This is a genomic window from Luteitalea sp., assembly GCF_022842525.1.
Classification (GTDB): Bacteria; Acidobacteriota; Vicinamibacteria; order Vicinamibacterales; family Vicinamibacteraceae; genus Luteitalea.
The window spans coordinates 1-24363 of record NZ_JALHPM010000104.1 but is presented as its reverse complement, the minus strand read 5'-3'; the positions used below and the strand labels follow the sequence as shown (position 1 = coordinate 24363).

At 69.4% G+C, this 24363-nt stretch carries 13 protein-coding genes; 8 read left to right on the top strand and 5 right to left on the bottom strand.

Annotated features, from left to right (window positions below; genetic code table 11):
* Window positions 1-1308, bottom strand: a 1308-nt coding sequence (locus Q0C41_RS19070; RefSeq protein WP_291986341.1) for a mercuric reductase, incomplete at its 3' end; no start/stop codon positions are given.
* A 141-nt stretch (window positions 1309-1449) separates the two neighbouring features.
* Between Q0C41_RS19070 and Q0C41_RS19065 the strand changes: the two genes are divergently transcribed.
* The 7 genes from Q0C41_RS19065 (at window position 1450) to Q0C41_RS19035 (ending at window position 14097) form a co-directional block, all read left to right on the top strand.
* The gene (locus Q0C41_RS19065) at window positions 1450-3705 is read left to right on the top strand and encodes a TonB-dependent receptor (RefSeq protein ID WP_291986338.1); all 2256 of its coding nucleotides are present in this window, start codon (window positions 1450-1452) and stop codon (window positions 3703-3705) included.
* A 195-nt stretch (window positions 3706-3900) separates the two neighbouring features.
* Window positions 3901-7560: a TonB-dependent receptor gene (locus Q0C41_RS19060; RefSeq protein ID WP_291986336.1), complete on the top strand. Its 3660-nt coding sequence runs from the start codon at window positions 3901-3903 to the stop codon at window positions 7558-7560.
* Window position 7561: 1 nt separating this feature from the next.
* On the top strand, window positions 7562-10222 hold the full coding sequence (locus Q0C41_RS19055) for a bifunctional YncE family protein/alkaline phosphatase family protein (RefSeq protein ID WP_291986334.1): 2661 nt from the start codon (window positions 7562-7564) through the stop codon (window positions 10220-10222).
* A 49-nt stretch (window positions 10223-10271) separates the two neighbouring features.
* Entirely contained in the window at window positions 10272-10934 is a 663-nt protein-coding gene (locus Q0C41_RS19050; RefSeq protein WP_291986332.1) for a metalloregulator ArsR/SmtB family transcription factor, read from the top strand.
* Entirely contained in the window at window positions 10931-11686 is a 756-nt protein-coding gene (locus Q0C41_RS19045) for a sulfite exporter TauE/SafE family protein (RefSeq protein WP_291986329.1), read from the top strand. The genes Q0C41_RS19050 and Q0C41_RS19045 overlap by 4 nt, the downstream gene beginning before the upstream one ends.
* A gap of 13 nt (window positions 11687-11699) precedes the next feature.
* On the top strand, window positions 11700-13130 hold the full coding sequence (locus tag Q0C41_RS19040; protein WP_291986327.1) for an MBL fold metallo-hydrolase: 1431 nt from the start codon (window positions 11700-11702) through the stop codon (window positions 13128-13130).
* 73 nt (window positions 13131-13203) lie between these two features.
* The gene (locus tag Q0C41_RS19035; RefSeq protein ID WP_291986325.1) at window positions 13204-14097 is read left to right on the top strand and encodes a PP2C family serine/threonine-protein phosphatase; all 894 of its coding nucleotides are present in this window, start codon (window positions 13204-13206) and stop codon (window positions 14095-14097) included.
* A 555-nt stretch (window positions 14098-14652) separates the two neighbouring features.
* Here Q0C41_RS19035 and Q0C41_RS19030 read toward each other — a convergent pair.
* The 4 genes from Q0C41_RS19030 to Q0C41_RS19015 form a co-directional block, all read right to left on the bottom strand.
* The gene (locus tag Q0C41_RS19030; protein WP_291986323.1) at window positions 14653-14847 is read right to left on the bottom strand and encodes a hypothetical protein; all 195 of its coding nucleotides are present in this window, start codon (window positions 14845-14847) and stop codon (window positions 14653-14655) included.
* A 9-nt stretch (window positions 14848-14856) separates the two neighbouring features.
* Window positions 14857-16566, bottom strand: coding sequence for a sodium:solute symporter family protein (locus tag Q0C41_RS19025; RefSeq protein WP_291986343.1), 1710 nt, complete (start codon window positions 16564-16566; stop codon window positions 14857-14859).
* 200 nt (window positions 16567-16766) lie between these two features.
* A complete protein-coding gene (locus Q0C41_RS19020) occupies window positions 16767-18785 on the bottom strand; it encodes an ATP-binding protein (protein ID WP_291986321.1) in 2019 nt (672 codons plus the stop codon).
* Window positions 18782-20512: a hypothetical protein gene (locus tag Q0C41_RS19015; protein WP_291986319.1), complete on the bottom strand. Its 1731-nt coding sequence runs from the start codon at window positions 20510-20512 to the stop codon at window positions 18782-18784. Before Q0C41_RS19015 ends, Q0C41_RS19020 begins: the two co-directional genes overlap by 4 nt.
* A 218-nt stretch (window positions 20513-20730) precedes the next feature.
* On the opposite strand from Q0C41_RS19015, the gene Q0C41_RS19010 reads away from it, so the two are divergent.
* Complete coding sequence (locus tag Q0C41_RS19010) at window positions 20731-24018, top strand: TonB-dependent receptor (RefSeq protein WP_291986317.1); 3288 nt, start codon at window positions 20731-20733, stop codon at window positions 24016-24018.
* The last annotated feature ends 345 nt before the right edge of the window (window positions 24019-24363 follow it).

Here is a 24363-nt window from a genome sequence, read left to right as displayed (position 1 = left end):
GTGAACCTTCAGGAAGCCCTCGGTCTCGCCATCGAGCAGCGCGCGGTCGCCCTTCGCCTGTTCGATGCGGTAGGTGTCGATGGCCACGCCGCGGGTCTCCGCGTCCTTCGGGGTCAGCCCGACATGGGCGACCTCTGGGTCCGTGTACGTACACCACGGCATCGTCAGTGCACCGGCACGCTTGCGGCCGAAGAACAGCGCGTTCTGGATCACGATGCGGGCCAGGGCGTCGGCCGCATGGGTGAACTTGAAGCGGGACGCGATGTCGCCGGCGGCGTAGATGTGCGGCGTACTGGTCTGCAGGAAGTCGTTGACGGTGACGCCGGTGCGATCGAACGCCACGCCTGCCGCGTCGAGTCCAAGTCCGTCGACGTTCGGCGCGCGGCCCACACCGACGAGAATCGCGTCGACGACGACGGTGCGGGACTGCCCACCGACCTCGAAGGTCACCTGCGTGTCGTCCCCACGCCGCGCGACCCGCAGGTCGTCTGCGCCGCATTCGAGGCGGACGCCGTCGGCCAGGAGTGCCCGCGCCACGATGGCAGCGGCATCGGGGTCCTCGTTCGGCAGCGCGTGGGCCATCCGTTCGACGACGGTGACCTCACTGCCGAACCGGGCGAACGCCTGCGCCAGTTCACAGCCGACGGGGCCGGCGCCGATGACGACGAGTCGCCGCGGCAGGCTGGTCAGGCTGAAGACGGTCTCGTTGGTCAGGTACCCGACCTCGTCGAGGCCGGGGATGGGCGGGGCGCTGGCGCGCGCGCCCGTGGCGATGCAGGCACGACTGAACGTCAGCGTCCGGCCGTCGACCTCTACCGTCGTCGGGCTCGTGAAGCGGCCGTCGCCGAAGTAGACATCGACGCCGAGCGACGTGAACCTGGCGGCGGAGTCGTGTGGGCTGATCGAGGCGCGCAGATCGCGCATGCGGTCCATGACCCGCGCGAAATCGACGCGAGTGCCCGGGGGGACGTCGACGCCGAAGCGACCGGCATCGCGGACGTCGGCAGCCGCGCGGGCGGCCCGGATGAGCGCCTTGGAGGGGACGCAACCGACGTTGAGGCAATCGCCGCCGAGCAGGTCGCGTTCGACCAGCGCGACCCTGGCTCCGAGGCCAGCCGCTCCCGCGGCGGCGACCAGGCCGGCGGTGCCGCCGCCGATCACCACGAGGTTGTAGCGTCCCCGTGGCGTCGGGTTGACCCAGCCCGACGGATGCGTGTGCTCCAGCCACTGCCGGTTCACGTCGTCGAGTGGCTGAGCCTGCGGAAGGCTGGCGGCGTGCCAGCCGGACGGGTGTGCTGGGGAGGGCATCGCTCTCCATCATGCACCGGCGGGTCAAGGGACAAGGGGGAAGACCTCGGGGGGACGCGGGACGGGCAAGGTTCGCGGCGACACGTCGTCGTCGCAGGGGCGTCGGCATGGTGTTGCGAGGTCGGCGTAGTATCCCGGGCGATGCGTGTGCTCCGGCTGGTTCTGCTCCTCGCCCTGGCCCTTGTACTGGGGGGCCGTGTCTCGCAGGCGCAGCAGACGGTCAGTGGCCGCGTGCGCGACTACACGGGCGCACCCGTTGCTGACGCCACCGTGGTCAGTGGCCGCCAGCAGGTGCGGACGGGCCCTGACGGCACGTTCACGATGGTCGACGCTGCTGGCGCTCTCGAGGTCACCGCCGATGGCCTCGCGTCCGCTCGCGTGCGGCTGGTGGCGGGCCAGACGGTCGAGGTCGTGCTGGGACCGGCGGCACTGCGTCACGACGAGCGCGTCGTGGTGACGGCGCAGCGGCAGGAGGCCGATCCGTTCGTGGTGCCCGGCAGCGTGTCGGTCGTCACCAGGCGCGACCTCGAGGAACGCCTGCCGCGCACGACCCCCGACGCCCTGGCCGAGACCGCGGGGGTCTTCATGCAGAAGACCAACCATGGCGGCGGGTCGCCCTACCTGCGGGGCCTCGTCGGCAACCAGGTCCTGATCCTCGTCGACGGCGTGCGTCTCAACAACGCCACCTATCGGCTCGGCCCGAACCAGTACCTGAACACCATCGACCCGGCCACGATCGAGCGGATCGAGGTGATCCGGGGCAACGGATCCGTGCTCTACGGCACCGATGCGATGGGCGGGGTCGTGCACGTCATCACGCGCACGCCGACGCCACGCGGAGGCGACTGGTTTCTGGATGCCCGGAGCGTGGTGAAGGGCGCCACGGGCACACCCGAGCAGTCGGCGCGGGTGGAACTCGAAGGCGGGCACGGCTCGTTCGCGTGGAGCGGCGGCGTCTCGGTCAGGGCGTTCGGCGACCTTCGCGCGGGCGGCAACCTCGGCGTGCGAGCACCGTCGGCGTACGACGAGGCCGATCTGGACCTCAAGGGACACTGGGCGCCAGGCCCGGGCCGTCGCCTGACCGTGAGCCTTCAGCAGACGCGGCAGGAGAACGTCGGGCGGTTCGACCAGGTCGCGCAGCGTGGCTTCGCCTCGTGGGCCTTCGACCCCCAGCAGCGCTCGTTGGCCTCGGCCACCTATCGACAACAGGTCGGGCGCGCCGGCGTCGAGTCCCTCGTCGCGACCGTCGCCGTGCAGCGCGTGCTGGAAGAGCGGCGATCGCGCCGCACGGGCAGTACCGTGGAGGTCGTCGAGCGCGACGTGGTGCGCGTCGGCAGTGGCGGCCTCGTCGCGTCGTGGCGCCCAGTGGGCGGGTGGCGGGTCATCAGCGGCATCGACGTCACCACCGATGCGGTGGACAGCGGACGCACCGATACGAATCAGCTGACAGGGCAGTCCAGGGCGTTGCGGGGACTGTATGCCGACGATGCCTCGGCCCGATCGGTGGCGGTGTACGCGCATGGGCAGCGGGAGATCGGCCGAGCGCACGTCGAAGCGGGTGCGCGCTACGCCTCGCACGTCGTGCGCGCCTCGGCGCCGACTTTCGGCGCCTTCACGCTGAACGCGGATGCGGTGGTCGCGCAGGCGGGTGTGTCGGTGCCCCTCACCGATGGCCTGAGGTCGTTCGTGAGTGTCTGGCAGGGATTTCGTGCGCCGAACGTCGATGACGTCAGCGCCCTCGGCGGCTTCGACTTCGGCATCGAGACCCCGACGCAGACCCTGCAGCCCGAGTCGAGCCTCGCGGTCGAGGGCGGCGCGAAGTGGCGCGCCGAGACGTGGTCGGCATCGGCGAGTGTGTATCGCATGGATCTTCGCGACCTCATCGAACGTGTGCGGGGCACGTGGCTCGGACAGGCGACCTACGAGGGCCAGAACGTCTGGGTGCGCGACAACGTCGGCCGCGCCAGGGTGCACGGCCTGGAACTCGAGGCACAGGTCGCGCTGACGCCGTCGGTGCAGATGCGCGCCTGGCTGACGCAGACCCACGGGCAGGAGATCACGCGAGGGGAGCCGATGCGCCGCATTCCGCCGGTGCACGGCCTGATCGGGCTCGCGTGGCGGCCGGCGAGCGGCACCCGCTGGGCCGAGCTCGTGTGGCGTGGCGCCGCGCGGCAGGACCGACTGGCCTCCGGCGACCGGGCCGACCACCGCATCGATCCGAACGGCACGGCGTCCTGGCACACGCTGACGATGCGCGGCGGATGGCGACTCGCGACAGGCGTCGAGCTGGTGGGTGCCATCGAGAACACCCTCGACCAGCCCTACCGCGTGCACGGCTCCGGCATCGACGGCGCCGGCCGCACGGCGTGGGTCGGTGCCCATGTGCGCCTGTTCTGAGCCGAGCTCGGGCATTCGACTGCCGCGTCCGTGCCGTTCAGATACTCCTTTCTAAGACGTAAGTAAACATAAACGTATCGAATCTGTCGAGCGGCGCCGTTGCATCGTGTTGATGCCGCGGTCTCGCGTCCGACGCAGCCGCGCGTCACGCTGCCTCCGTTCGTCACCAGCCCCCTTTCCGTGACGAGGAGGAACATGACTCGCATTCTCTGGTTCTCATCGGCCGCGCTCGCAGTCCTGCTGACGCTTGCCCCGGCGTCGATGGCACTGGCCCGCAACGACGCATCCGCCCGGGTCGAGGGGGTGGCCACCGACGACAGCGGCGGCCGGCTGCCCGGCGTCCTCGTCGAAGTGTCATCCGCCGCGCGCCCGGCGCGCATCCTCGCCACCGCCACGACCGATGCCCAGGGCGCCTTCACACTGAAGGCGTTGCCGGAAGGCGACTACATCGTGCGGTTTCTTCTCGCCGGCTTTGCCCGCGTCGAGCAGCGCATCCACATCGCGCCCAGCCAGACGGCGTCGGTCACGGCCATGCTGCAGGTCGATCGCCTCAGCGAGACGGTCAACGTCCAGGCGCAGGAAGTCCGTCTCGAGACCGACACATCGACCCAGTCGGCGACGGTGAGTGCCGAGACGCTGACCGCGCTGCCGACGGCCTCGCGCAACTACACGCACGTCATCGTGGCGGAGGCCGGCGTGTCCGCGCCGCTGCCGGACCGCACCGGTCGCGGCATGAACCTGGCCACCACGCCAGGCGCGCAGGCCGAGGATGCCGGCCAGTCGCTCAACCCGAGCGTCAATGGCGCGCGACCGTCGAACAATTCGCTCAAGGTCAACGGCATCGACACGACCAACATGCTGGCGGCCAGCGGCGGTCTCGGCAACAACATCGGGATTCCGCTCGATGCCGTCCAGGAAGTGGAAGTGCAGACGGCGCTGCCGTCGGCCTCCACGGGGCGCAATGGCGGCGGCAATCTCGCCATGGTGACCCGCTCGGGCACCGATCGCTTCGCGGGCAGTGCCGCGTACTTCTTCCAGCACGAGGACATGAACGCCAACGAGTTCTTCCTCAATCGTGCCGGCACGGCCAAGCCGAAGTTCCGCCGCAACGACGCGACGGGCACGCTCGGCGGACCGGTGCTGAAGGGCCGCACCTACTTCTTCGGGGCCGCGCAGTCGCAGCGCTTCCTGTCGGGGTATGCCTCGAACGCCAATGCCGCCACCGGCCTGCCTGCCGGCCTGACCGACGTGCGCACTCCGGAGACGATTGCCGCGGTGGCCAACGAGTGGCTGCGGTCGGGTGCCGCCGACAACCCGGCGTTCGCCGCCAACTTCCTGCGGGGACTGCGGGCATTTCCCGCCGAGCAGCAGGCAGGTCTCATCGCCAGGTTCTTCACCGATCCTGCCGCGCTCACGTTCCGGACCCTGCAGCCGGGCGACATCCATCCGGTCGCCGTCAACATCCTCAACACGCAGCGCGACGGCAAGTTCCTCATCCCCTCGCCATCGGCGTCCCTGCCGGTCCTGCCTGGCAATGGCACCTACGGCCGCGAGATGCTGCTGCAGCAGGTGGTGCCCACCGAGTTCGAGGGCGCCTCGCTGTTCGGCTCGCTGCAGCACCGGTTCTCGACCGACAACGCGCTCCGTGCGTCCTACGTCCACTCCGGCCAGATCATCAACGAGGCGTTCGGCTGGGCTGACGCCTCGCCCTCACCGACGCTCGGCGACAACACGTCGTGGCTGGGGGGCCTGACCGACACCCATACCTTCGGGTCGCGTCTGGTCCAGGAGGTCACTGCGGGCTACTTCAACCTGCAGAACACGCGCATCTCGAAGCATCGAGACATCTTCAACTCGACGCTGGGCATCTACAACCCGATCGAGGAGTACGTCGGCGGGCTGGCGGCGCTGATGCCGACCATCGACATCAACACCCAGCGCAACTCCGGCGGCATCGGCAACGCGTGGGACTTCTTCGACTACCAGCGCGTGTTCAACGCCTCCAGCCGGTGGTCGCTGCTCGCTGGTGCGCACACCCTGCAGGCGGGGATCGAGTATCGCCACATCAACCTGGAGGGCGAGTTCATGTCGCGCACCAACGGCGACCTGGACTACGGCAACTGGGCGCTGTTCTTCACCGGGCACGGCGCCGCCGGCGGCGGGTCCGACCTCGACCAGGGCGACACGCGGCGCGACTTCCTCGCCAGTGACTACGGCGTGTTCCTGCAGGACGACTGGCGCCTCGGTGGCGGCCTGACGCTCAACGTCGGCCTGCGCTACGACATCTTCGGCAACCTGACGGAGCGCAACGGCCGCATCGGCAACTACTATCTGCCCGAAGTGGCGGCGCAGCTCGGCGCGCAGCCCGGCTTCAACGTGCCTGGAAATGCGCCGTTCTTCCAGCCCGGCTTCACGCCGCTGGACCTCGGTCTCTTCATCGAGCCGGGCACGCCGGTCGACCTGTCGCAGGTCCATGTCTCGCCCAACGACAGCACCCTGCAGACCGACTGGAACAACGTGGCGCCGCGCGTCGGGCTGGCGTGGCAGCCGTCCTTTGCTCCGAAGATGGTGTTCCGCGGCGGGTGGGGCATGTACTACGAGCGCCCTGCCGCCAGCTACAAGGTGGACCTGCAGCGTGCCGCGCCGTTCTTCATCTACCAGAACGTGCCGGCGCCCGTGGACATGGCCGACCCGTATCCGCGGCTGAACGTCAACCCGTTCCAGATTCCCCTCAACGTCTCGATCGCGAGAGACGCCAATGGCGCTGCCGCGTGGCGGCGGGCTGATGGCACGCTGTTCCCGGCCCAGTCGCCCTTCAATGCCAAGAACAACGCCTTCATCGATCCGCTGATCCGCACCCCGTACACGCACCAGTGGTCGGCGAGCGTGCAGTACGAGCCGGTCAAGCGCCTGCTGGTCGATCTCCGCTACGTCGGGTCGCGAGGCGTCGGCCTGCTCGGCAAGGTCAATCTGGCGATGCCCGTGGACCCGCGGGTCACGCCCGTCAACGGCTTCACCGACATCCGTGACAACCTCGGCCGCCTCATCAACCCCGACTTCTTCGTCCCGGCCGAGTTCCTCGGCCTGAACCGCAACGGCGGCTTCCAGCAGCTCACCAACGTCGGCTACTCGAACTACCATGCGCTGCAGGCCAACGTGCGCGGCCGCATCGGTCGGGGCTCGGCCTTCAATGTTGCCTATACGTTCGGCAAGTCGATGGACGTGCAGTCGTCGGACAACTCGCTGCTCGAGCACGATCCCACGCGCCCCGACAACAACTACGGGCTGGCCGACTTCGACCGGACCCACCGCCTGACCACGACGTGGACGGCGGCCATCCCGGGTGCCGGCCAGGAAGGCTCCCTGTTGCACGGGCTGACCGGCAACTGGCAGGTGTCGGGCATGTTCACGTACCAGTCGGGGACGCCCTTCACCGTCATCGGCGCAGCGACCACCAACGCCGTGTTCGCCCAGGTGGCTCGCACGCGCGTCAGCTTCGTGCCGGGAGGCTCGGCAGGCGCCGCGACGTTGTCCGGCCCGGTGCAGGACCGCCTGGAGCGCTACTTCGACGTGACGCAGTTCCGCGATTCCGGCGATGCCTGGGGCGATACCGGCCGCAACATCCTGCGCGGACCCTCGCAGGCGCAGCTCGACCTGACGCTGAGCCGCATCTTCCCGCTGTTCCAGCGCCAGCGCCTCGAGCTCCGCTGGGAAGTGTTCAACGCGCTCAACAGCCCCGTCTTCGCCAACCCCAACTCGACGTTCGCGGCCAACGGGTTCGGCAACGCCGGACGCATCACCTCGACCATCGGCGGCCCGCGCACGATGCAGCTGGCGGCGCGCTTCACCTTCTGACATGAGACGAACCCTGACGTATCCATTCATCCGCGGGGGCGCCGTGCTCGGCGCCCTCCTCACCTGCGCCACGGCATCGACGCTCGTGGCCCAGACCGTGCAACAACCGCTGCGCGGGGTCACCGATCCCGGCGTGATCACGACGCGGCAGGGCATCACGCCCGCCGGTATCCAGAGCGTCTTCGACGGGCGCGTCTTCGGAGTCGCCTTCGGCAAGTCCACCGAGGACCTGTGGGTCCTCACCGGGCGGACCAAGGCCGGCAAACCACAGCTGTATCGCCTCGACTGGCGTGGCAACGCCGTCAAGGCCCGGCACGAGTTTGCGGGCGCGCCGTCCCTGCAGGGGATCGCACGGCAGCCCGACGCCGAGATGCCGATGGTGAGCGTGACCGCGCCATCGCCGCGCGGCAGCAATCGACCCGGCGGCTCGGTGCAGATCTGGCGCGGCGGTGGCGCTGGCAGCACGGAGCCGTACGCGATGCTGTCGGCCGATCTCGGCCGACATCTCGGTGGCGCGTTGTCGGTGTCGGCCACGGGGCAGCGCGCCGTGCTGCCCCTGGTGTTCGAGAACGCCCTCGCCATTGTCGACACCCGTGATGGCACCACACGTGGCAGCGTCAAGACCGGCGGTGTGGCCCCGATCGGCTCGGTCATCAGCCGCGACGGGCGGACGGCCTGGGTCAGTCACTGGGGCGGCCGGTGGCCGAAGGACGGCGATCCGACGCTGCCGACCGGCCTGGCCTCGACGGCCGATCGTGTCGTGGTCGACGCGAGGGGCATCGCCTCGACGGGGACCATCGCGCGCGTCGATCTCGACGCACGGGCGGTGACCGCCTCGGTGGCGGTCGGGCTGCATCCGACGGCGATGGTGTGGGACGAGACGCGAGGGCGCCTCTATGTCGCCAACGCCAATGCCGACACGATCTCCGTCATCGACAGCGCCGCGGCGACGGTGAGCGGCACCATCGCCCTGCGGCCCTTCGACCTCGATCTGAAGGGTGTGGCGCCCACGGCGCTCGCGATAGCGCCCGACGGACAGACGCTCTACGCGGCACTGGGCGGACTGAACGCGGTGGCGGTCATCGACGTGTCGACACGGAAGGCGAAGGGGTACATCCCGACGGCGTGGTATCCCAACCACCTTTCGATCGACCCGTCGGGCTCGACGCTGGCGATCTCGACGCTGCTCGGCGTCGGCTCCGGCTTCCAGGAGCAGCCCCATCGGCGGCAGGTGCACACCTATCGCGGCACGGTGCATGTGGTGGCCGTGCCCGACCAGGCCACCCTCGATGGCTACACGACGGCCGTGGCCGAGAACAACCACATCCCGACCGCGCGCGCGTCACTGGCAGGCGCACCGAGAGCCACCGAGGCGCTGCCCGTCCCGCGACGGGCCGGCGACCCCTCGCTCATCGAGCACGTCGTCTACATCATCAAGGAGAACCGCACGTACGATCAGCTCTTCGGTGACCTGCCGCGGGGCAACGGCGATCCGTCGCTGGTCATGTTCGGCGCCAACGTGACGCCGAACCACCGCAAGCTGGCCACCGAGTTCGTGCTGCTCGACAACTTCTACGCCACCGGCGGCAACTCGGGCGACGGGCACCAGTGGGTCACGCAGGCCAACGAGACGAGCTATGCGCTGTGGCCCGGCTACGTCGGACGGAGCTACCCGTTCGATGGCACCGACCCCATCGCGTACGCCAACACCGGCTTCCTCTGGGACCTCGCCCTGGCACGCGGACGCACCGTGCGCGTCTACGGCGAGTACGCGGGACGCCTGCCCGAAGAGGATCGCCAGCAGCGCCAGCGGTTGCTCGAGCGCTGGAAGGCGGGGGACGACTTCACCCGCGACTGGTCGATCACCGCACCACTGGCGCCGCTCAACGCCGTGCTCGCAAAGAACTACCCGCCCTACACCCAGTCGATCCCCGACGTGGTGCGGGCCCAGATCTTCCTGAAGGACCTCGAAGGCTGGCAGCGCACCGGGTCGATGCCGAACCTGGTGGTGCTGCAGCTGCCGAGCGATCACACGCGCGGCGCCACGCCGGACTACTCCACGGCGCCGGCCATGGTCGCCGACAACGACCTCGCCCTGGGGCAGATCGTCGAGTCGCTGTCGAAGAGCCCCTTCTGGCCGAAGATGGCCATCTTCGTCGTCGAAGACGATGCCCAGAACGGTGTCGACCATGTGGACGGTCACCGCACCATCGCGCTGGCGGTCTCGCCCTATACGCGGCGCGGCCACGTCGATTCGACCTTCTACGCGCAGCAGAGCATGGTCAAGACGATCGAGCTGATGCTCGGGCTGCCGACGATGTCGCTCTTCGACCTCATCGCCACCGACATGCGGGCGAGCTTCACGAGCACACCTGACCTGACGCCCTACACGGCCGTGCAGCCGGCGCAGTCGCTCTTTGCGCAGAACCCGGCGCTGACCGCCATGCGCGGGCCGCTGCGGCGTGCCGCCGAGCAGACGTTGCGCATGCGGTTCGACGTGCCTGATGCGGCGCCGACGGCGCTCCTGAATCGCATCACCTGGGGGCTGGTCCGCGGCTGGGACGTCCCCTACCCCGGCGTCCGTCAGGCCGTCTTCACCCCGATGGCGGGTGACCTCGACGACGACGAGCGCGAGGAGGTGCGACCCGAGCGCAGGCCGTGACACGCCGGCCCCCCTTGCATGTTCGTCACATTCAAACTAACGTTTGAATGTGACGAACTCCGGATCCGCCCACGCCGACCTGCTCCGGACGTTCGCGCGCGTCGGCCAGGCGCTGGGGCACCCTGCCCGGCTGCGGATCCTCACGCTCCTGGCCCAGGCGCCGAAGAGCGTGTCGGCCTTGTCCGACGCCTGCGGCGAGAGCGTGGCCAACACCAGCGCGCACCTGGCGGTCCTCGCCACTGCCGCCCTCGTCGTCAGCACGCGCGACGGTCGTCACGTCCGCTATGCGCTCGCGCATGACGCCGTGTCGGCCGCCGTGTCGGCCCTGCGCGAGGTCGGCGAGGCCGTGGCGCCTGCCGAGCAGCGAGCGACGTTCGAGGCCTTTCGCGGCGAGGACGTCGCCGATCTCACACCTCGGGCCCTGCGTGGCGTGTTGCGCGACGGCATCGATCTGCTGGACGTGCGCCCACACGACGAGTTCGCCGCGGGGCACCTGCCGGGGGCGGTGTCGATGCCCGTCGATGCGCTGCGCCGCGATGCCAGCCTGCCCGGCACGGGACCCGTGCTCGTGTACTGTCGCGGTCGCTACTGCACCACGGCGATGGAAGGGGTGCGGCTGCTGACGCGGCAGCGTGGGGACGTCAAGCGCTTGCCCTTCGGCGTCGCCGAGTGGAAGGCCGCCGGGTATCGCCTCGAGCAGGCGCCACGATGACCGGCCTCGCGCTCGGGGCGGCCGTCGGCCTCGGGCTGCTGCTCGGCGTGCTGGGGGGCGGGGGATCGATCCTGCTCGTGCCGGTGCTGGTCTATCTCCTCGGCTTCGACGCCAAGCAGGCCGTGGTCATCAGCCTGCCTGTGGTGGGACTCACGAGTCTCGGAGGCGCTGCGGCGCACTGGCGCCATGGGCACGTCGCGCTGGCCTCGGCAGCACGGCTGGGTGGGCTCGCCATGATCGCGGCCTACCTCGGTGGGCGACTGGGCGTGCTCGTGCCCGGGGCCGTGCAGCAACTGCTGCTGGCCGTCGTCATGCTGGCGGCCTCGTGGTCGATGCTGCGGCCACGACCCGTCCACGTGGAGGCGACCCGTGCGTCGGTCGTCGCCGTCTCGCCCGTGACGAAGGTCGGCGCGCCACTCGGCATCGGTCTGCTCACCGGCCTCACCGGCATCGGCGGCGGCTTCCTGTTCGTGCCCGCCCTGGTGCTGCTCGAGCACGTGCCGTTCGCGACGGCTGTCGGCACCTCGCTCGTGGTCATCGCGATCAACGCGGCGGCCGCGCTCGCGGGCTATGCCGGCCATGTGCCCGTGCCGTGGGCGTTCGTGCTGCCGTTCTCTGCCGTCGCGATGGTCGCCGCCGTCCTCGGCGCCCGGCTGGCCCCACGGCTGCCGGCCTCGCAGTTGCGCCGAGCGTTCGGCGCCCTCCTCCTGGCGGTGGCGGTGCTGGTCGTCGCTGCCTCGCTCGTGCCCTGATCCGGAGTTCACGATGATTGTCGTCAAGCGCTTCTTCGACCCCAAGCTCGCCCAGGTCAGCTACCTGATCGGATCGTCCGACACCGGGCAGGCGGTCGTCATCGATGCGACGCGCGACCTCGCGCCGTATCTCGAGGCCGCGGCCAGCGAGAGCCTGTCGATCACGCACGTCACCGAGACGCACATCCACGCCGACTACCTGTCGGGCAGTCGCGAACTGGCGCAGCGCACCGGCGCGCGGCTGTTCCTGTCCGATGAAGGAGACGCCGACTGGAAGTACGCCTTCGCCGCCAGCGACGGGGCGACGCTGCTGCACGACGGTGACACGTTCGACGTCGGCTCGGTGCAGATCCGGGCCTGGCACACGCCGGGGCACACGCCCGAGCACCTCACCTTCATCGTCACGGACACGTCGGTGACGAGCGAGCCGGTGGCGGCCGTCACCGGCGACTTCCTCTTTGCCGGCGATGTCGGGCGTCCCGACCTGCTCGAGAAGGCGGCCCGGGTGGCCGGTTCCGCCGAGGCGGCGGCTCACGATCTCTATCGAAGTCTGCAGGGATGGCAGGCCTATCCGGATCACCTGCAGATCTGGCCGGGTCACGGCGCCGGCTCCGCCTGTGGCAAGGGCATCGGGTCCCTGCCCCAGAGCACGCTCGGATACGAGCGGCGCACCAACTGGGCGCTGAAGCCCCTGTCGGAAGCCGAGTTCGTCGAGCGCGTGCTGTCCGGGCAGCCGGATCCGCCGACCTACTTCGCCGAGATGAAGCGGCGCAACAAGCTGGGACCGGACGTGCGTCGCACAACCTCGCCGGATCGGCTGTCGCTGGATCGCCTGCGCACGGTGCTGGCCGGCGGCGGACTGGTCATCGACACCCGGTCGGCGCTCGAGTTCGGCGCGGCGCACATCCCCGGCACCCTCAATATCCCGCTGTCGCGCGCCTTCACCACGTGGGCGGGATGGCTGGTGCCCTACGATCGCGACGTCCATCTCATCATCGACGACCATTGCGCGCAGTGCGTCAGCGACGCGATGCGGGACCTCGCGATGATCGGACTCGATCGCGTGGCTGGCTTCGCCGGTGCCGACGTGCTCGACCAGTGGCCCGCCAACGTCGGGCCCCTCGGCCGCATCGCACAGTTCGACGCCCGGTCGGCGGCACGACTGCAGGACGCCGGTGAGGCCGCGATCCTCGACGTCCGGTCAGACAACGAATGGCAAGCCGGGCACATCCCGGACGCGCTTCATGTCCCGCTCGGCGCGCTGCCGGCAAGCCTCGAGGCCCTGCCGCGCGATCGGCCCCTGGTGGTGCACTGCCAGGGCGGCACGCGGTCGGCCATTGCCGCCAGCGTGCTCGATGCCGCGGGCTTCACGGGGGTGATGAACATGGCGGGCGGTTTCAACGAATGGCAGGCCGCCGGGCTTCCCGTCACCCCGCCGACGTGAGGGGGCGCGGTATCATCCCGGCATCGCCACGCCAGGGAGTGCCATGCCCACCCAGCCCGATTCGAGGCCAGACATGACCATCGACATCCATGCGTCCGCCGCCGACGCCCTGGCGTTCGACGCGCCGGTGCACGTCGACGCGTTCGGACTCTCGGACACGGGGCACGTGCGCGCCAACAACGAGGATCACTTCCTCATCGCGCGCATCGGACGCTACTTCGAGTCGGTCCTCACGAGCCTGCCGGCGGGCGACGTCCCGGTGCGGACCGAGGAAGCTGGCTACGCGCTCGTGGTCGCCGATGGCATGGGCGGGCATGCCGCGGGCGAGCTCGCCAGCCGCCTGACCATCCGCGAGATGGTGCGCCTGGCGCTGGCGATGCCCGACTGGATCGTGCGGCTCGACACCCACACGACCGCGCAGGCGACCGAGCGATCGCAGCAGCGCATCCTCAAGGCCCACGACGCCGTCGTCGCCGAAGGGCGTCGCGATCCGGAGCAGCGGGGCATGGGCAGTACGGTCACGGCCGCGCGCAATCTCGGTCGCGTGCTGCAGGTCGCGCACGTGGGTGACTCGCGCGCCTACCTGTGGCGCGCCGGGGCGCTGACGCGACTGACGCGCGATCACACCTACGTGCAGATGCTGGTCGACAGCGGGCGGCTGTCGCGAGAGGAGGCCGCGCAGTCGCCGTCGAGGCACGTGCTCGTCAACGCCGTGGGCGGCGCCAACGACGACGTGTATGTCGATGTGCAGCATCTCCCGCTCGAGCGTGGCGACCGTGTGCTGCTGTGCAGCGACGGCCTCAGTGACCTCGTGGACGATGCGGCGATCGAGGCCGTGCTGAGCGCGGCGGCGTCGGCCGAGCAGGCGTGTCGGGTGCTGGTGGATCGCGCACTGGCGGCCGGCGGGCGCGACAACGTGACGGTGGTCGTGGCCACGTACACCTGGGACGACACGCCTCCGGCGTGATTCCACTGCCGCGACGGGCCATCGACGGCCGCGCTCTCGTGCCCGGCGGCGAACTCCTGGGTACCGGTGGCAGGGTGTCACGACGCCGTCGCGCAGCGGCAAGGCACGTGTGCACACCGCGGGCGCGATTGCGCTACAGTCAGAGGGCAGAGCGCCACGCGTCGTACCGAGATACCGGTCCGCGTGCATGCGCGGACTTGCGCGGTGTCTGCGCAACTCGTTTTGAAACGAGTCGCGCGCGCCGGTGCGCAGGGCAGGGCGGGCGGTGTTGCGCGCGCGAAGGACCGCCGACGCATCAAGGGGCCCTCACGCCTTGCCGTGCAGAGCGTCGCACCCGTGATCCTCAGGCTTGGCCGCGCAAGTGCCGTCCGGCACGCGGTCAGGCTTTGTCGTGCAGGGAGTCCGCACCTCGCACCAGTCCCTCGCATCAGTCGACTCGCGTCCGCCACCCGTGCGTCGGCCGCGCACGGCGCGCGGTTCAGACCGCCAGGACGACGTGCCATCAGCACGGTCGCGGCGCGATGAGCGTCGAGTCCTGCGTCGCCATCTCCGCCATCACGGGCGCGCGCGGCGCGCGAGCGCCACCATCACCACGCCGCTCACGAGCAGCACGGCGCCCCACCACAGGTTGACGTTCAGCCCGAGTGACCGGGCGTAGATGGCCGGGTCCGACAGCACGCCATACCCGGCGAGAATCGCTCCGAGCAGCAGGAACAGCAGGCCCATCGGCCACCGGATGTCGAGACCCATGCGCGCCTCCTACCAGAACAGCACATTCAACACGGCGGCCAGCAGCAGCACGCCGACCCCGAGGCCTTCGGGGGTGCGCCACCACGAGCCATGGCCCCGCGGCGGCTTGGGTGTCAGCGAATACACCAGGCCCGTCAACGCGGCATCGTCCTTCGTGCGGCGGGTGAGCAGCGAGATCAGGATCGTCAGCACGAAGCACGCGCTCCACGCCCAGATCGCCGTCCAGAAGTTCTGCGCCATCTCGCTCGGGTAGAGGTGCAGGCTGCCCAGCCAGCCGCCCTTGATGCCGGCCATGGCCCCTGCGGGCAGGGTCAGCCCGTGATGCAGGGCCGCTGCCAGCGTGCCACCGATCAGGCCGAGGAACGCGCCGTGCCCCGTCGCGCGCCGCCAGAACATGCCGAGCAGGAACGTGGCGAACAGCGGCGCATTCACGAACGCGAATACGAGCTGCAGGAAGTCCATGATGTTGTTGAACTGCGCGGCCAGATACGCCGTCGCCACGCTCAGCCCGATGCCGACCACCGTCGTCACGCGGCCCACGGTGAGGTAGTGCGCGTCCGAGGCCTCTGGGGCGACGTACGTCTGGTACAGGTCGTACGTGAACACGGTGTTGAATGCGGTCACGTTGCCGGCCATGCCCGACATGAAGGAGGCCATCAGCGCCGTCAGTCCCAGCCCGAGCATGCCCGACGGGTAGTAGTGGCCGAGCATCATCGGGATCACGAGGTCGTAGTCGTACGTGCCATCCGGTTTGGCCGGCAGCGCGAAGCTGCCGTCACCCATCGCCTGTGACGTCAATCCCATCGCGATCATGCCCGGCAGGATGACGAGAAACGGAAAGAGCATCTTCGGCATCGCCGCGATCAGCGGCGTCTTGCGCGCGGCATCCATCGAGTCGGCGGCCATCGCGCGCTGCACGACGAGGAAGTCGGTGCACCAGTAGCCGAACGACAGCACGAACCCGAGGCCCATCGCCATGCCGAACCACTCGACGCCCATCGGGTTGGCCTGCGGGCTGCCGAGGTGGGCCCACGACTGCGTCCAGGCGCCGGGGGCGAAGCCGCGCGAGACCGAGACCTCGGTGAGCCGCGCGACCAGGCCGTCCCAGCCGCCGATGTCGCGCAGGCCGAGGAAGACGAGCGGCGCGAAGCCGAGCACGATGAGGAAGAATTGCAGCACCTCGTTGTAGATCGCCGAGGTCAGGCCGCCGAGCAGGATGTAGGCCAGGACGATGGTGGCCGAGACGAGGATGCTGATGTTGAAGTCCCAGCCGAGGATGGCCTCGAAGAGGCGCGCCAGCGCATACATCGAGATGCCCGACGAGAACAGCGTCATCGTGGCGAACGACAGGGCGTTGAAGGCGCGCGTCTTCTCGTCGAAGCGGAGCTTGAGGTACTCCGGCACGGACCGGGCGCGTGAACCGTAGTAGAACGGCATCATGAACACGCCGACGAAGACCATGGCGGGAATGGCGCCCACCCAGTAGAAGTGGCTCGTGGCGATGCCGTACTTGGCGCCGGAGGCCGCCATGCCGATCATCTCCTGCGCGCCGAGGTTGGCCGAGAGAAAGGCCAGACCTGCGATCCACGCCGGGATCGATCGACCCGACAGGAAGAAGTCGTCGCTCGTCTTCTGATGGCGCTTGAGCACCCAGCCGATGCCGAGCACGAACGCGAAGTAGACGATGAGGATCAGGTAGTCGACGGGACCGAGGTGCATGCCGCTCACGGGCGCTCCCTGCCTTGGAGGCGAGGCCCGCGCGAACCGGGCCGCCGATAGGGTACCGCGCGGCCGGTGCCCTCAGGATTTGCCGTGCAAAGCCTGGCGCACCCAGGGCATCAGGCTCTGCCACGCCAAGTGTGCCTCCGCGGTCGCTCACGCCACGACCGCGCACGACTCGTTTCGAAACGAGTCGCGCGTTACAGCCGGCCCGCCAGGCTCGCCACCGCGGTGCACAGCTCGTCGGCGTCCACCGGCTTGGCCATGTGCAACTGGAAGCCGGCCAGCAGCGCCTGGCGCCGATCCTCGGATCGCGCATAGGCCGTCAGTGCCAGCGCCGGCAGTCGTCGCGCCGGGTCGGGCAGCTGCCGGACCGCCCGCACCAGCGCGTAGCCATCCTGCTCGGGCAGGCCGATGTCGCTCACCAGGACGTCGGGTACCTCGCGCTGCACGGCCACCAGCGCCGCGGCGGCCGACTCCACGGTCGTCACCGTCGCGCCGCAGCGTCCGAGCATGGTCGCGATCAGCGCGCGGGAATCGGCATCGTCTTCCACCACCAGCACCGTGACGCCAGACAGGGACGGCGGCGGGCCACCGTCGACGGCGTCGGCATCGGCCCCGGGGTGCGTCTCGTCGGCGCGGCTCTGCAGCGCGGAGACCGGCAGCGACACGATGAACGTGGCGCCCTGATGCTCGCCCGGGCTCTTGGCGCGCACCGCCCCGCCGTGCAGTTCCACCAGTTGCTTGACGATCGACAACCCGACGCCCAGGCCGCCGTAGCGCCGGGTCGTGGAGCCGTCGGCCTGCCGGAACCGATCGAAGACATGCGGCAGGAACTCCGCGGCGATGCCGATGCCCGTATCCGAGACGCTCAGCTCGACGTGCGAGTCGACGCGCTCGAGGACGACGCTGATCTGGCCGCCCGCGGCCGTGAACTTGACGGCGTTGCTCAGCAGGTTCCACAACACCTGTTGCAGCCGCACGGGATCGCCCGCCACGGGGCCTGCATGCGGATCGAGCACCGTGGCCAGCCGCAACCGCTTGGTCTCGACGGTCGGGCGGATGGACTCCACCGCGGCCTCGACCACCGTCGCCAGGGTGACCTGCTGCACGTCGAGACGCAGGTTGCCCGAGACGATACGACTGAGATCGAGGAGATCCTCGATGAGTCGCGTCTGCAGGCGGGCGTTGCGCTCGATGACTTCCAGGCCCCGTTGCGCCTCCTCCGGCATCGCCGGCGTCAGGCGGAGCAGATGCGCCCAGCCGAGGATGGCATTGAGGGGCGTACGGATCTCGTGCGACAGCCCGGCCAGGAATTCGTCCTTGATGACGCTGATGCGCTCGGCCTCCTGCCGGGCGTGGCGCTCGGCCTCGAGCAGGCGCTCGCGCTGGTCCTCGTACGCCCGGCGCTCGGTGACGTCGATGAACGCGCCCACGCTGCCGCGACACACCCCCTGCGCGTCGAAGAGGGGCGAGGCGTGCTCCAGCAGTCGCACGCGGTCACCGGAGTCGAACACGACATCGACCTCGACGCCGTGGAGCGGCTGCCCGGTGCGCGCCGCCACCTGGAGCGGCAGTTCCTCGGGCGACAACTCGCGGCCGTCGCGCACCACCCGGAAATGCGTCGGCCGTTCGCCGTCGGGGGCCGACAGGGAGGCGTTGGCGTGCGAGGGCATGCGCAGCAACTCGGCGAAGGCCCGATTGACCTGCACGTGGCTGGCCTCGACGTCGCGGGCGATGCCAATGCCCAGCGGCACCACCTCCAGCAGCGTCTCGAACTCCTCGGCGCGCTGCCGGAGCGCGGCCTCCTCGGCGCGATGCCGGGCCTGCTCCAGCGTGACGTCGGTCACGTTCTGCAACGAGACCACGAAGCCGACCACGACGCGATCGTCCTCGAGACGCGCCACGCGTCCACGAATCCACACCGACGTGCCATCGGGCATCGTCTGCTGCGTCGTGTATCGGTGCTGGCCGTCGACGGCGGCCGCCCGCACCACCTCGTGCGGCAGACCGGCCTCCACATCGCCCGGCGAAAAGAGACGCGCGAACGGCGCGCCGATCATCTCGGCGGACGACCAGCCCAGCAGGCGCGTCGCCGGCGCCGCCCACGTGGCGATGTGACCCTCGGCATCCAGCAGGAAGATCGCGTAATCGGTCGCCTGCTCGACGGCGAGCGTGTACAGCGATGCCGGGTCGTTGCGCAGGTCGTCGAGGCTCATCGTCCGTAGGGCGGCGCGCCGCCGTCGGTCACGCGGATCCGCATCGTCTGTCTGGCCTGCAGCGTCATCGGCAGGCCCTGCACCAGTTCGGCGCCGAGTCGCGCGACTGGCGGCGCGTCGTCCACCCGCACCTCGTAGCGTCGGTCGTGCTCCACCGTGAACCACTCCGGCCACTCGTTCAAGCGGGGGTAGTTCAGCGGCAGGTGGAGGTGATCGCGGTGCCGGGGGTGATCGAGACGGAGCACGCCCGTCCAGGCCGTGTCCGCCGTGACCGTCATGGTCACCGGGCCGGTCTCGCCGTCGCGCGCGGCGCCGAGGTGGACGCGGCGGTCCCACGGCTCGAGACGAGCCCCCTGCGTCTTCCACATCACGTACATCAGGGCGGTCCGGATCACGTTGCCGTCGCCGTGCCAGTCCTCGACGATGCCGTCGGGGCGGACGACGTCGAGCATCTTCGTGGTGGCAGCATCGATCTGGTCGGGCAGACCCGGCTGCGGCACCCGGTTCATCAGCACCAGCGCCGATTCGATGGCGTCGGAATACGAGTCGGCGCTCCACCACGCGACCGGGGGTGTCTCGTCGAACAGGTACGTCGGGGTGCGCGTCACGGTGGCCAGGGCCTGCGCCACCGCCTCGCGGAAGCGTGGTTCTCCGGTCGCCATGTACGCCGTGTAGACGCCATTGAACATGTAGCCCCAGCAGTGGGCGTGCCGCTTGGCCAGCGGCTGTCCGGTGACGATGTCGATGTCGTGGTGCCAGACGCCGTCGGCCGTGCGGCCCACGGCGAGGAGCCTGTCGATCATGCGGATGAAGGCCGGGCGATACTGCGCCGCCTTGTCCGGGCGCGCGTGCATCGCCAGGACGAAAGCCTCCGACAACCCGCCGACGATCTCGTTGCCATGGTCGGAGAGGATGAACCGCGTGGTCAGGGGCGTCCTGGTGGTGACGTCCCAGCGGTCGGCCGGCAGGTCCCCGGTGGTCGGGAGCATGTCCAGGAAGTAGAAGTCGGCGATGGCCAGGACCTGATCCAGGTAGGCCTGCTCGCCGGTCTTGAAGTACAGCCGGCTGAGCACCTGCAGCATGTTGCCGTTGATTTCCGTGGTCTGGGCGGGCAACCGGCCGCGGCTGGTGGCGTACGGCGCGTGGCGGATGATGTCGTCGGCGATGCCGCGCATCCGGAAGTACCAGGGGGTGTCGCCGAACAACTCGGTGAGCGGGATCAGCCCGTCCTTCATGTACTCGCTGGAGCCGAAGATGATGGCGTCCATGTCGGGGGTGGGCCGGACGAACCCCTGCCCGCCGCCCTTGACGTCGTCCGACAACCGGCCGACGCGGGTGGTCAGGAGCGTCTCCTGGCGGAGGATGTCGAGCATCGCCCCGTGGTAGACCGCGGGATCGGTCAGGCGGGCGGCCATCACCATGAACGGGTAGAGGTCGGCGGCGGTGTTGGCCACGACCCAGCTCGGGTCGGGCGTGCTGCCGAGGAAGACGCCGCGGTGGGGCAGCAGGCCCGACACGGCATCCCGGCGGGCCAGCCACCCGTGCATGACACGGTGACTGGTGACGAGCGCGCGGGTCGCTTGCGTGGCGTTGCGCCTCGCGCGCGTCTCGACGTCGTCGGCTGGCGGCTGGCTGCCGGAGGCGCCGAGCAGCAGCGAGGTGCCGAGAACGAGGGCGCAGACGCGCATCAGGGGGCGCTGGCACGAATTCGACTCAGTGTGGGACATGAGCTCCTTGCGGGTGGGAGCCGCGACGGCGGGACACCCCGAACGATTCCATAAGCAAATCTGTTGTTGACTCGCTGGAAATTCGCTTCATGCTATGCCGCATCAGGAGAGCAGTAAATCGCCATCGTGCCGCGTGCTCGGGCTGTCGCTAGTACAGGTGCCCCCCGAACCCCACTCGCGCGCAGTCGATGGAGATGCTCCCTTCCTGGAGGCCACCTGTGAAGCAGTTCCGACCATTGCACCGCGTTCTCGTCCTGGCCTTGCTGGCCTGTGCGTTCCTGGCCCTGCCCGGAATCGCCCATGCCCAGGCTCTCTATGGCAGCGTCACCGGCACCGTGACCGACAACAGCGGCGCCAGCATCCCCGGTGTGACCGTCACCGTCACCAATGAAGGGACGGGCCTCAAGCTCGAAACCACCAGCGACGGCGAGGGCGCGTTCACCGTCCGCAACGTGCTGCCGGGGACGTACACCCTCTCGGCCTCGCTGCAGGGATTCAAGACGTTCAGCCAGACGGGGATCCCCCTGACGGCCGGCAACATCCTCCGCGTCAACGCGAGCCTCGAGATCGGCGACCTGACCGAGTCGGTCACCGTGACGTCGGAAGCGGCGCTGCTCAAGACCGACAAGGCCGACGTGAGCGTGGAACTGCAGCCGAAGGAGATCACCGACCTTCCGCTCAACCAGTTCCGCAACTACCAGGCCCTCATGAACCTGGTGCCCGGCGCCACGCCAGGGACGTTCCAGAACTCGCAGGGCTCGACGCCCCAGCGGTCGCTGCGGACGTTCGTCAACGGCACCAACCCGAACAACAACAGCACGCGCATCGACGGCGCGGCCAGCATCAACATCTGGCTGCCGCACCACGCGGGCATGGTGGCGTCGGCCGAGACCATCGACAACGTCAACATCGTCACCAACAACTTCGATGCCGACACGGGCATGGCGGGCGGCGCGGCCATCGCGGTGGTGACCAAGTCGGGCACCAACAACCTGCGCGGCTCGGCGTTCATCTTCCACAACCGCGACGACTTCAACGCCAACACGTTCTTCAACAACGCCAACGGCCTGAACAAGCCGCCGGTCACCAACTCGATCTACGGCGGCACGGCGGGCGGCCCGATCCTGAAGAACCGGCTGTTCTACTTCGGGTCCTACGAGCGGTTCACCGAAGAGCGCGGTTTCCAGGAGACCTTCGCGGTGCCCACGGCGCGCATGCGTCAGGGCGACTTCGGGGAAGTGCTGGCGGCGTTTCCGAACTTCCGCATCTACGATCCGCTGACGGGCGCGGCCAACGGCTCCGGTCGCGAAGCCTTCCCGAACGCGGTCATTCCGGCCACCCGCATCAGCAGCATCGCCAGGCTGATTCAGGACACGTACCCGGCGCCCAATGCCGGCGACCTGAACCGCAACGGCGTCGCCGACGACTACGTGGTGCAGCGCGCGCCGAACTTCGACCGCCACAACTACGACCTCAAGGTCTCGTTGAACCGGTCGAGCGCGCACCAGATCTGGGGCAAGATCTCGTACCTCACCGCCGACGTGCAGGACCGCTTCCAGCTCGGCTTCGACGAGCGGGCGCCGGCGCCCACCACGGTGAACGCGCCGGTCATCGGGCACACCTGGACGCTCTCGCCGACGCTCATCCTCGACGGCAGCTTCGGCGTGACGCTCAACGAGCAGGAGGGCCTCTCGCCCGACTACGGCACCAACTGGGGCAGCGACATCTGGGGCATCCCGGGCACCAACGGCGGTGACATCCGCCAGAGCGGTCAGCCGCAGATCAACACCGGTCTGAGTTCGCTCGGCAACGTGTCGTCGTGGAACCCGTACTTCTACACCACGTCGGTCTACTCGTTCTCGCAGGCGCTGACCAAGGTGGCAGGTCGTCACGAGGTCCGCATGGGCTACGACTTCAACCACCTGCAGATGAACCACTGGCAGCCGGAGATTGGCTCCGGTCCGCGCGGCGCCTTCACCTTCGGCGGCAACGTCACGGGCACCACCGGGTACCAGCCCATCGGCGGCTTCAACAGCTACGCCGGGTTCCTGCTCGGTCTGCCGGCGTCGTACGGCAAGAGCCTGCAGGCCGAGGAGATGACCACGCGTGAGTGGCAGCACGGCTTCTACGTCCGCGACCGCTGGCAGGTCAACGACAAGCTGACCCTCAACGGCGGCCTGCGCTTCGAGATGTATCCGACGATGACCCGTGCGGACCGCGGCATCGAGCGGCTCGACTTCGCGACCTGGAACGTCCTGATCGGCGACCGCGGCGGCAACCCGAGCGACGTCGGCATCAAGGGCAAGTCGGTCTACGTGGCACCCCGCTTCGGTGCCGCCTACCGCATCGACGACAACACCGTGTTCCGCACGGGCTACGGCGTCACGATCAATCCGCTGCCGTGGTCGCGTCCGCTGCGCGGCTTCTACCCGGCGACGATCGCGTTCGGCAACTCGGCGGCCGGCTTCAACTTCATCGGCTCGCTGGCGGAAGGCATCCCGGCCATCGCGACGCCCGACCTCAGCAGCGGCGCCGTGCCGCTGCCGAACGGTGTCGACATGCGCACGCCGAGCCCGGGCAATGTCGACCGCGCCACGCTGCACCAGTGGAACGTCACGCTGGAGCGCCGCCTGCCGTTCGACCTCGTGACGAGCGTGGCTTACGTCGGCACGCAGACCAACGGCGGCTACGCCGACATCAACCTCAACTACGCGGAGCCTGGTACGGGCAACGCGGGCCGTCAGTACTTCAGCCGCGCCGGCAACGCCAACATCCTCGACTGGGGCAACTGGACGACCAGCAAGTACCACTCGCTGCAGATGGCGGTGAATCGTCCGTTCAAGAACGGCCTGCTGCTCAAGGGTGCCTACACCTGGAGCAAGGCCATGAACGAGGCCGACGAGGATGGCTGGACAGGCCTGACCTGGAACATCCCGAGCCAGCGCTCGCGCAACTACGCGCGCGGCGGCTACGACCGTACGCACGTGCTGCAGATGGCGTTCGTCTACGAGCTGCCCTGGATGCGCAACAGCTCGAACCTCCTGGCCTACCTGGTCAAGGACTGGCAGGTGAACGGCATCTTCGCCGCCTTCTCCGGCACGCCCTTCACCATCGGCGGCAACAACCCGACGCTGCTCGCCCCGGGCGCCGGCGCCGTCACGGCCAACCAGAGCGGCGACATCCGCGTCATCAACGACCCGAGCCGCGACGTCAAGTGGATCGACACGTCGGTCTTCACCAACCCGACCGGTCTGCAGTGGGGCAACTCGGGCCGCAATGCCTTCCGCGGACCGGGCCAGTGGAACCTCGACTTCTCGGTGTTCCGCAACATCCCGATCGGTCGCTACCGCGTGGAGTTCCGTGCGCAGGCGTCCAACGTGCTGAACCACACGCGCTACCTGAACCCGGACACGGGCATCAACAGCCCGACGTTCATGCAGTTCGTGAGCGCCGGTTCCTACGACGCGCCCCGTGTCATCCAGCTGGGGCTCCGCTTCCAGTTCTGATGTCCCCCGCCGCGGATTCACACGAATCCGTGGCGGCACATTGGCGGTCCTGACCGACGCCGACTGACGGTCCACCTATCGCCGGCACCGAGAGATCGGGCCGGCGATTCGTGCATCTGGCGCGCCGCGGCGACGCGCGTCTCTGCTCCCCTCGTGGCTCTGCCCGCCGCCCCGCGCGTCCGCAGTCACGTCGCGCTCACGCGCAAGGGGCGCCGCACGTCCGCGTGGCGGTTCGCTGCGCGGCAACGTCCAGGCGTTGCGCGCGGCCGGTGTCGAGGGTGCGCGAGCGCGGCGGCACCGGAGCGCGCCGCCACCACACCGGCTCCCGCGCTGGCACGCTGGCGC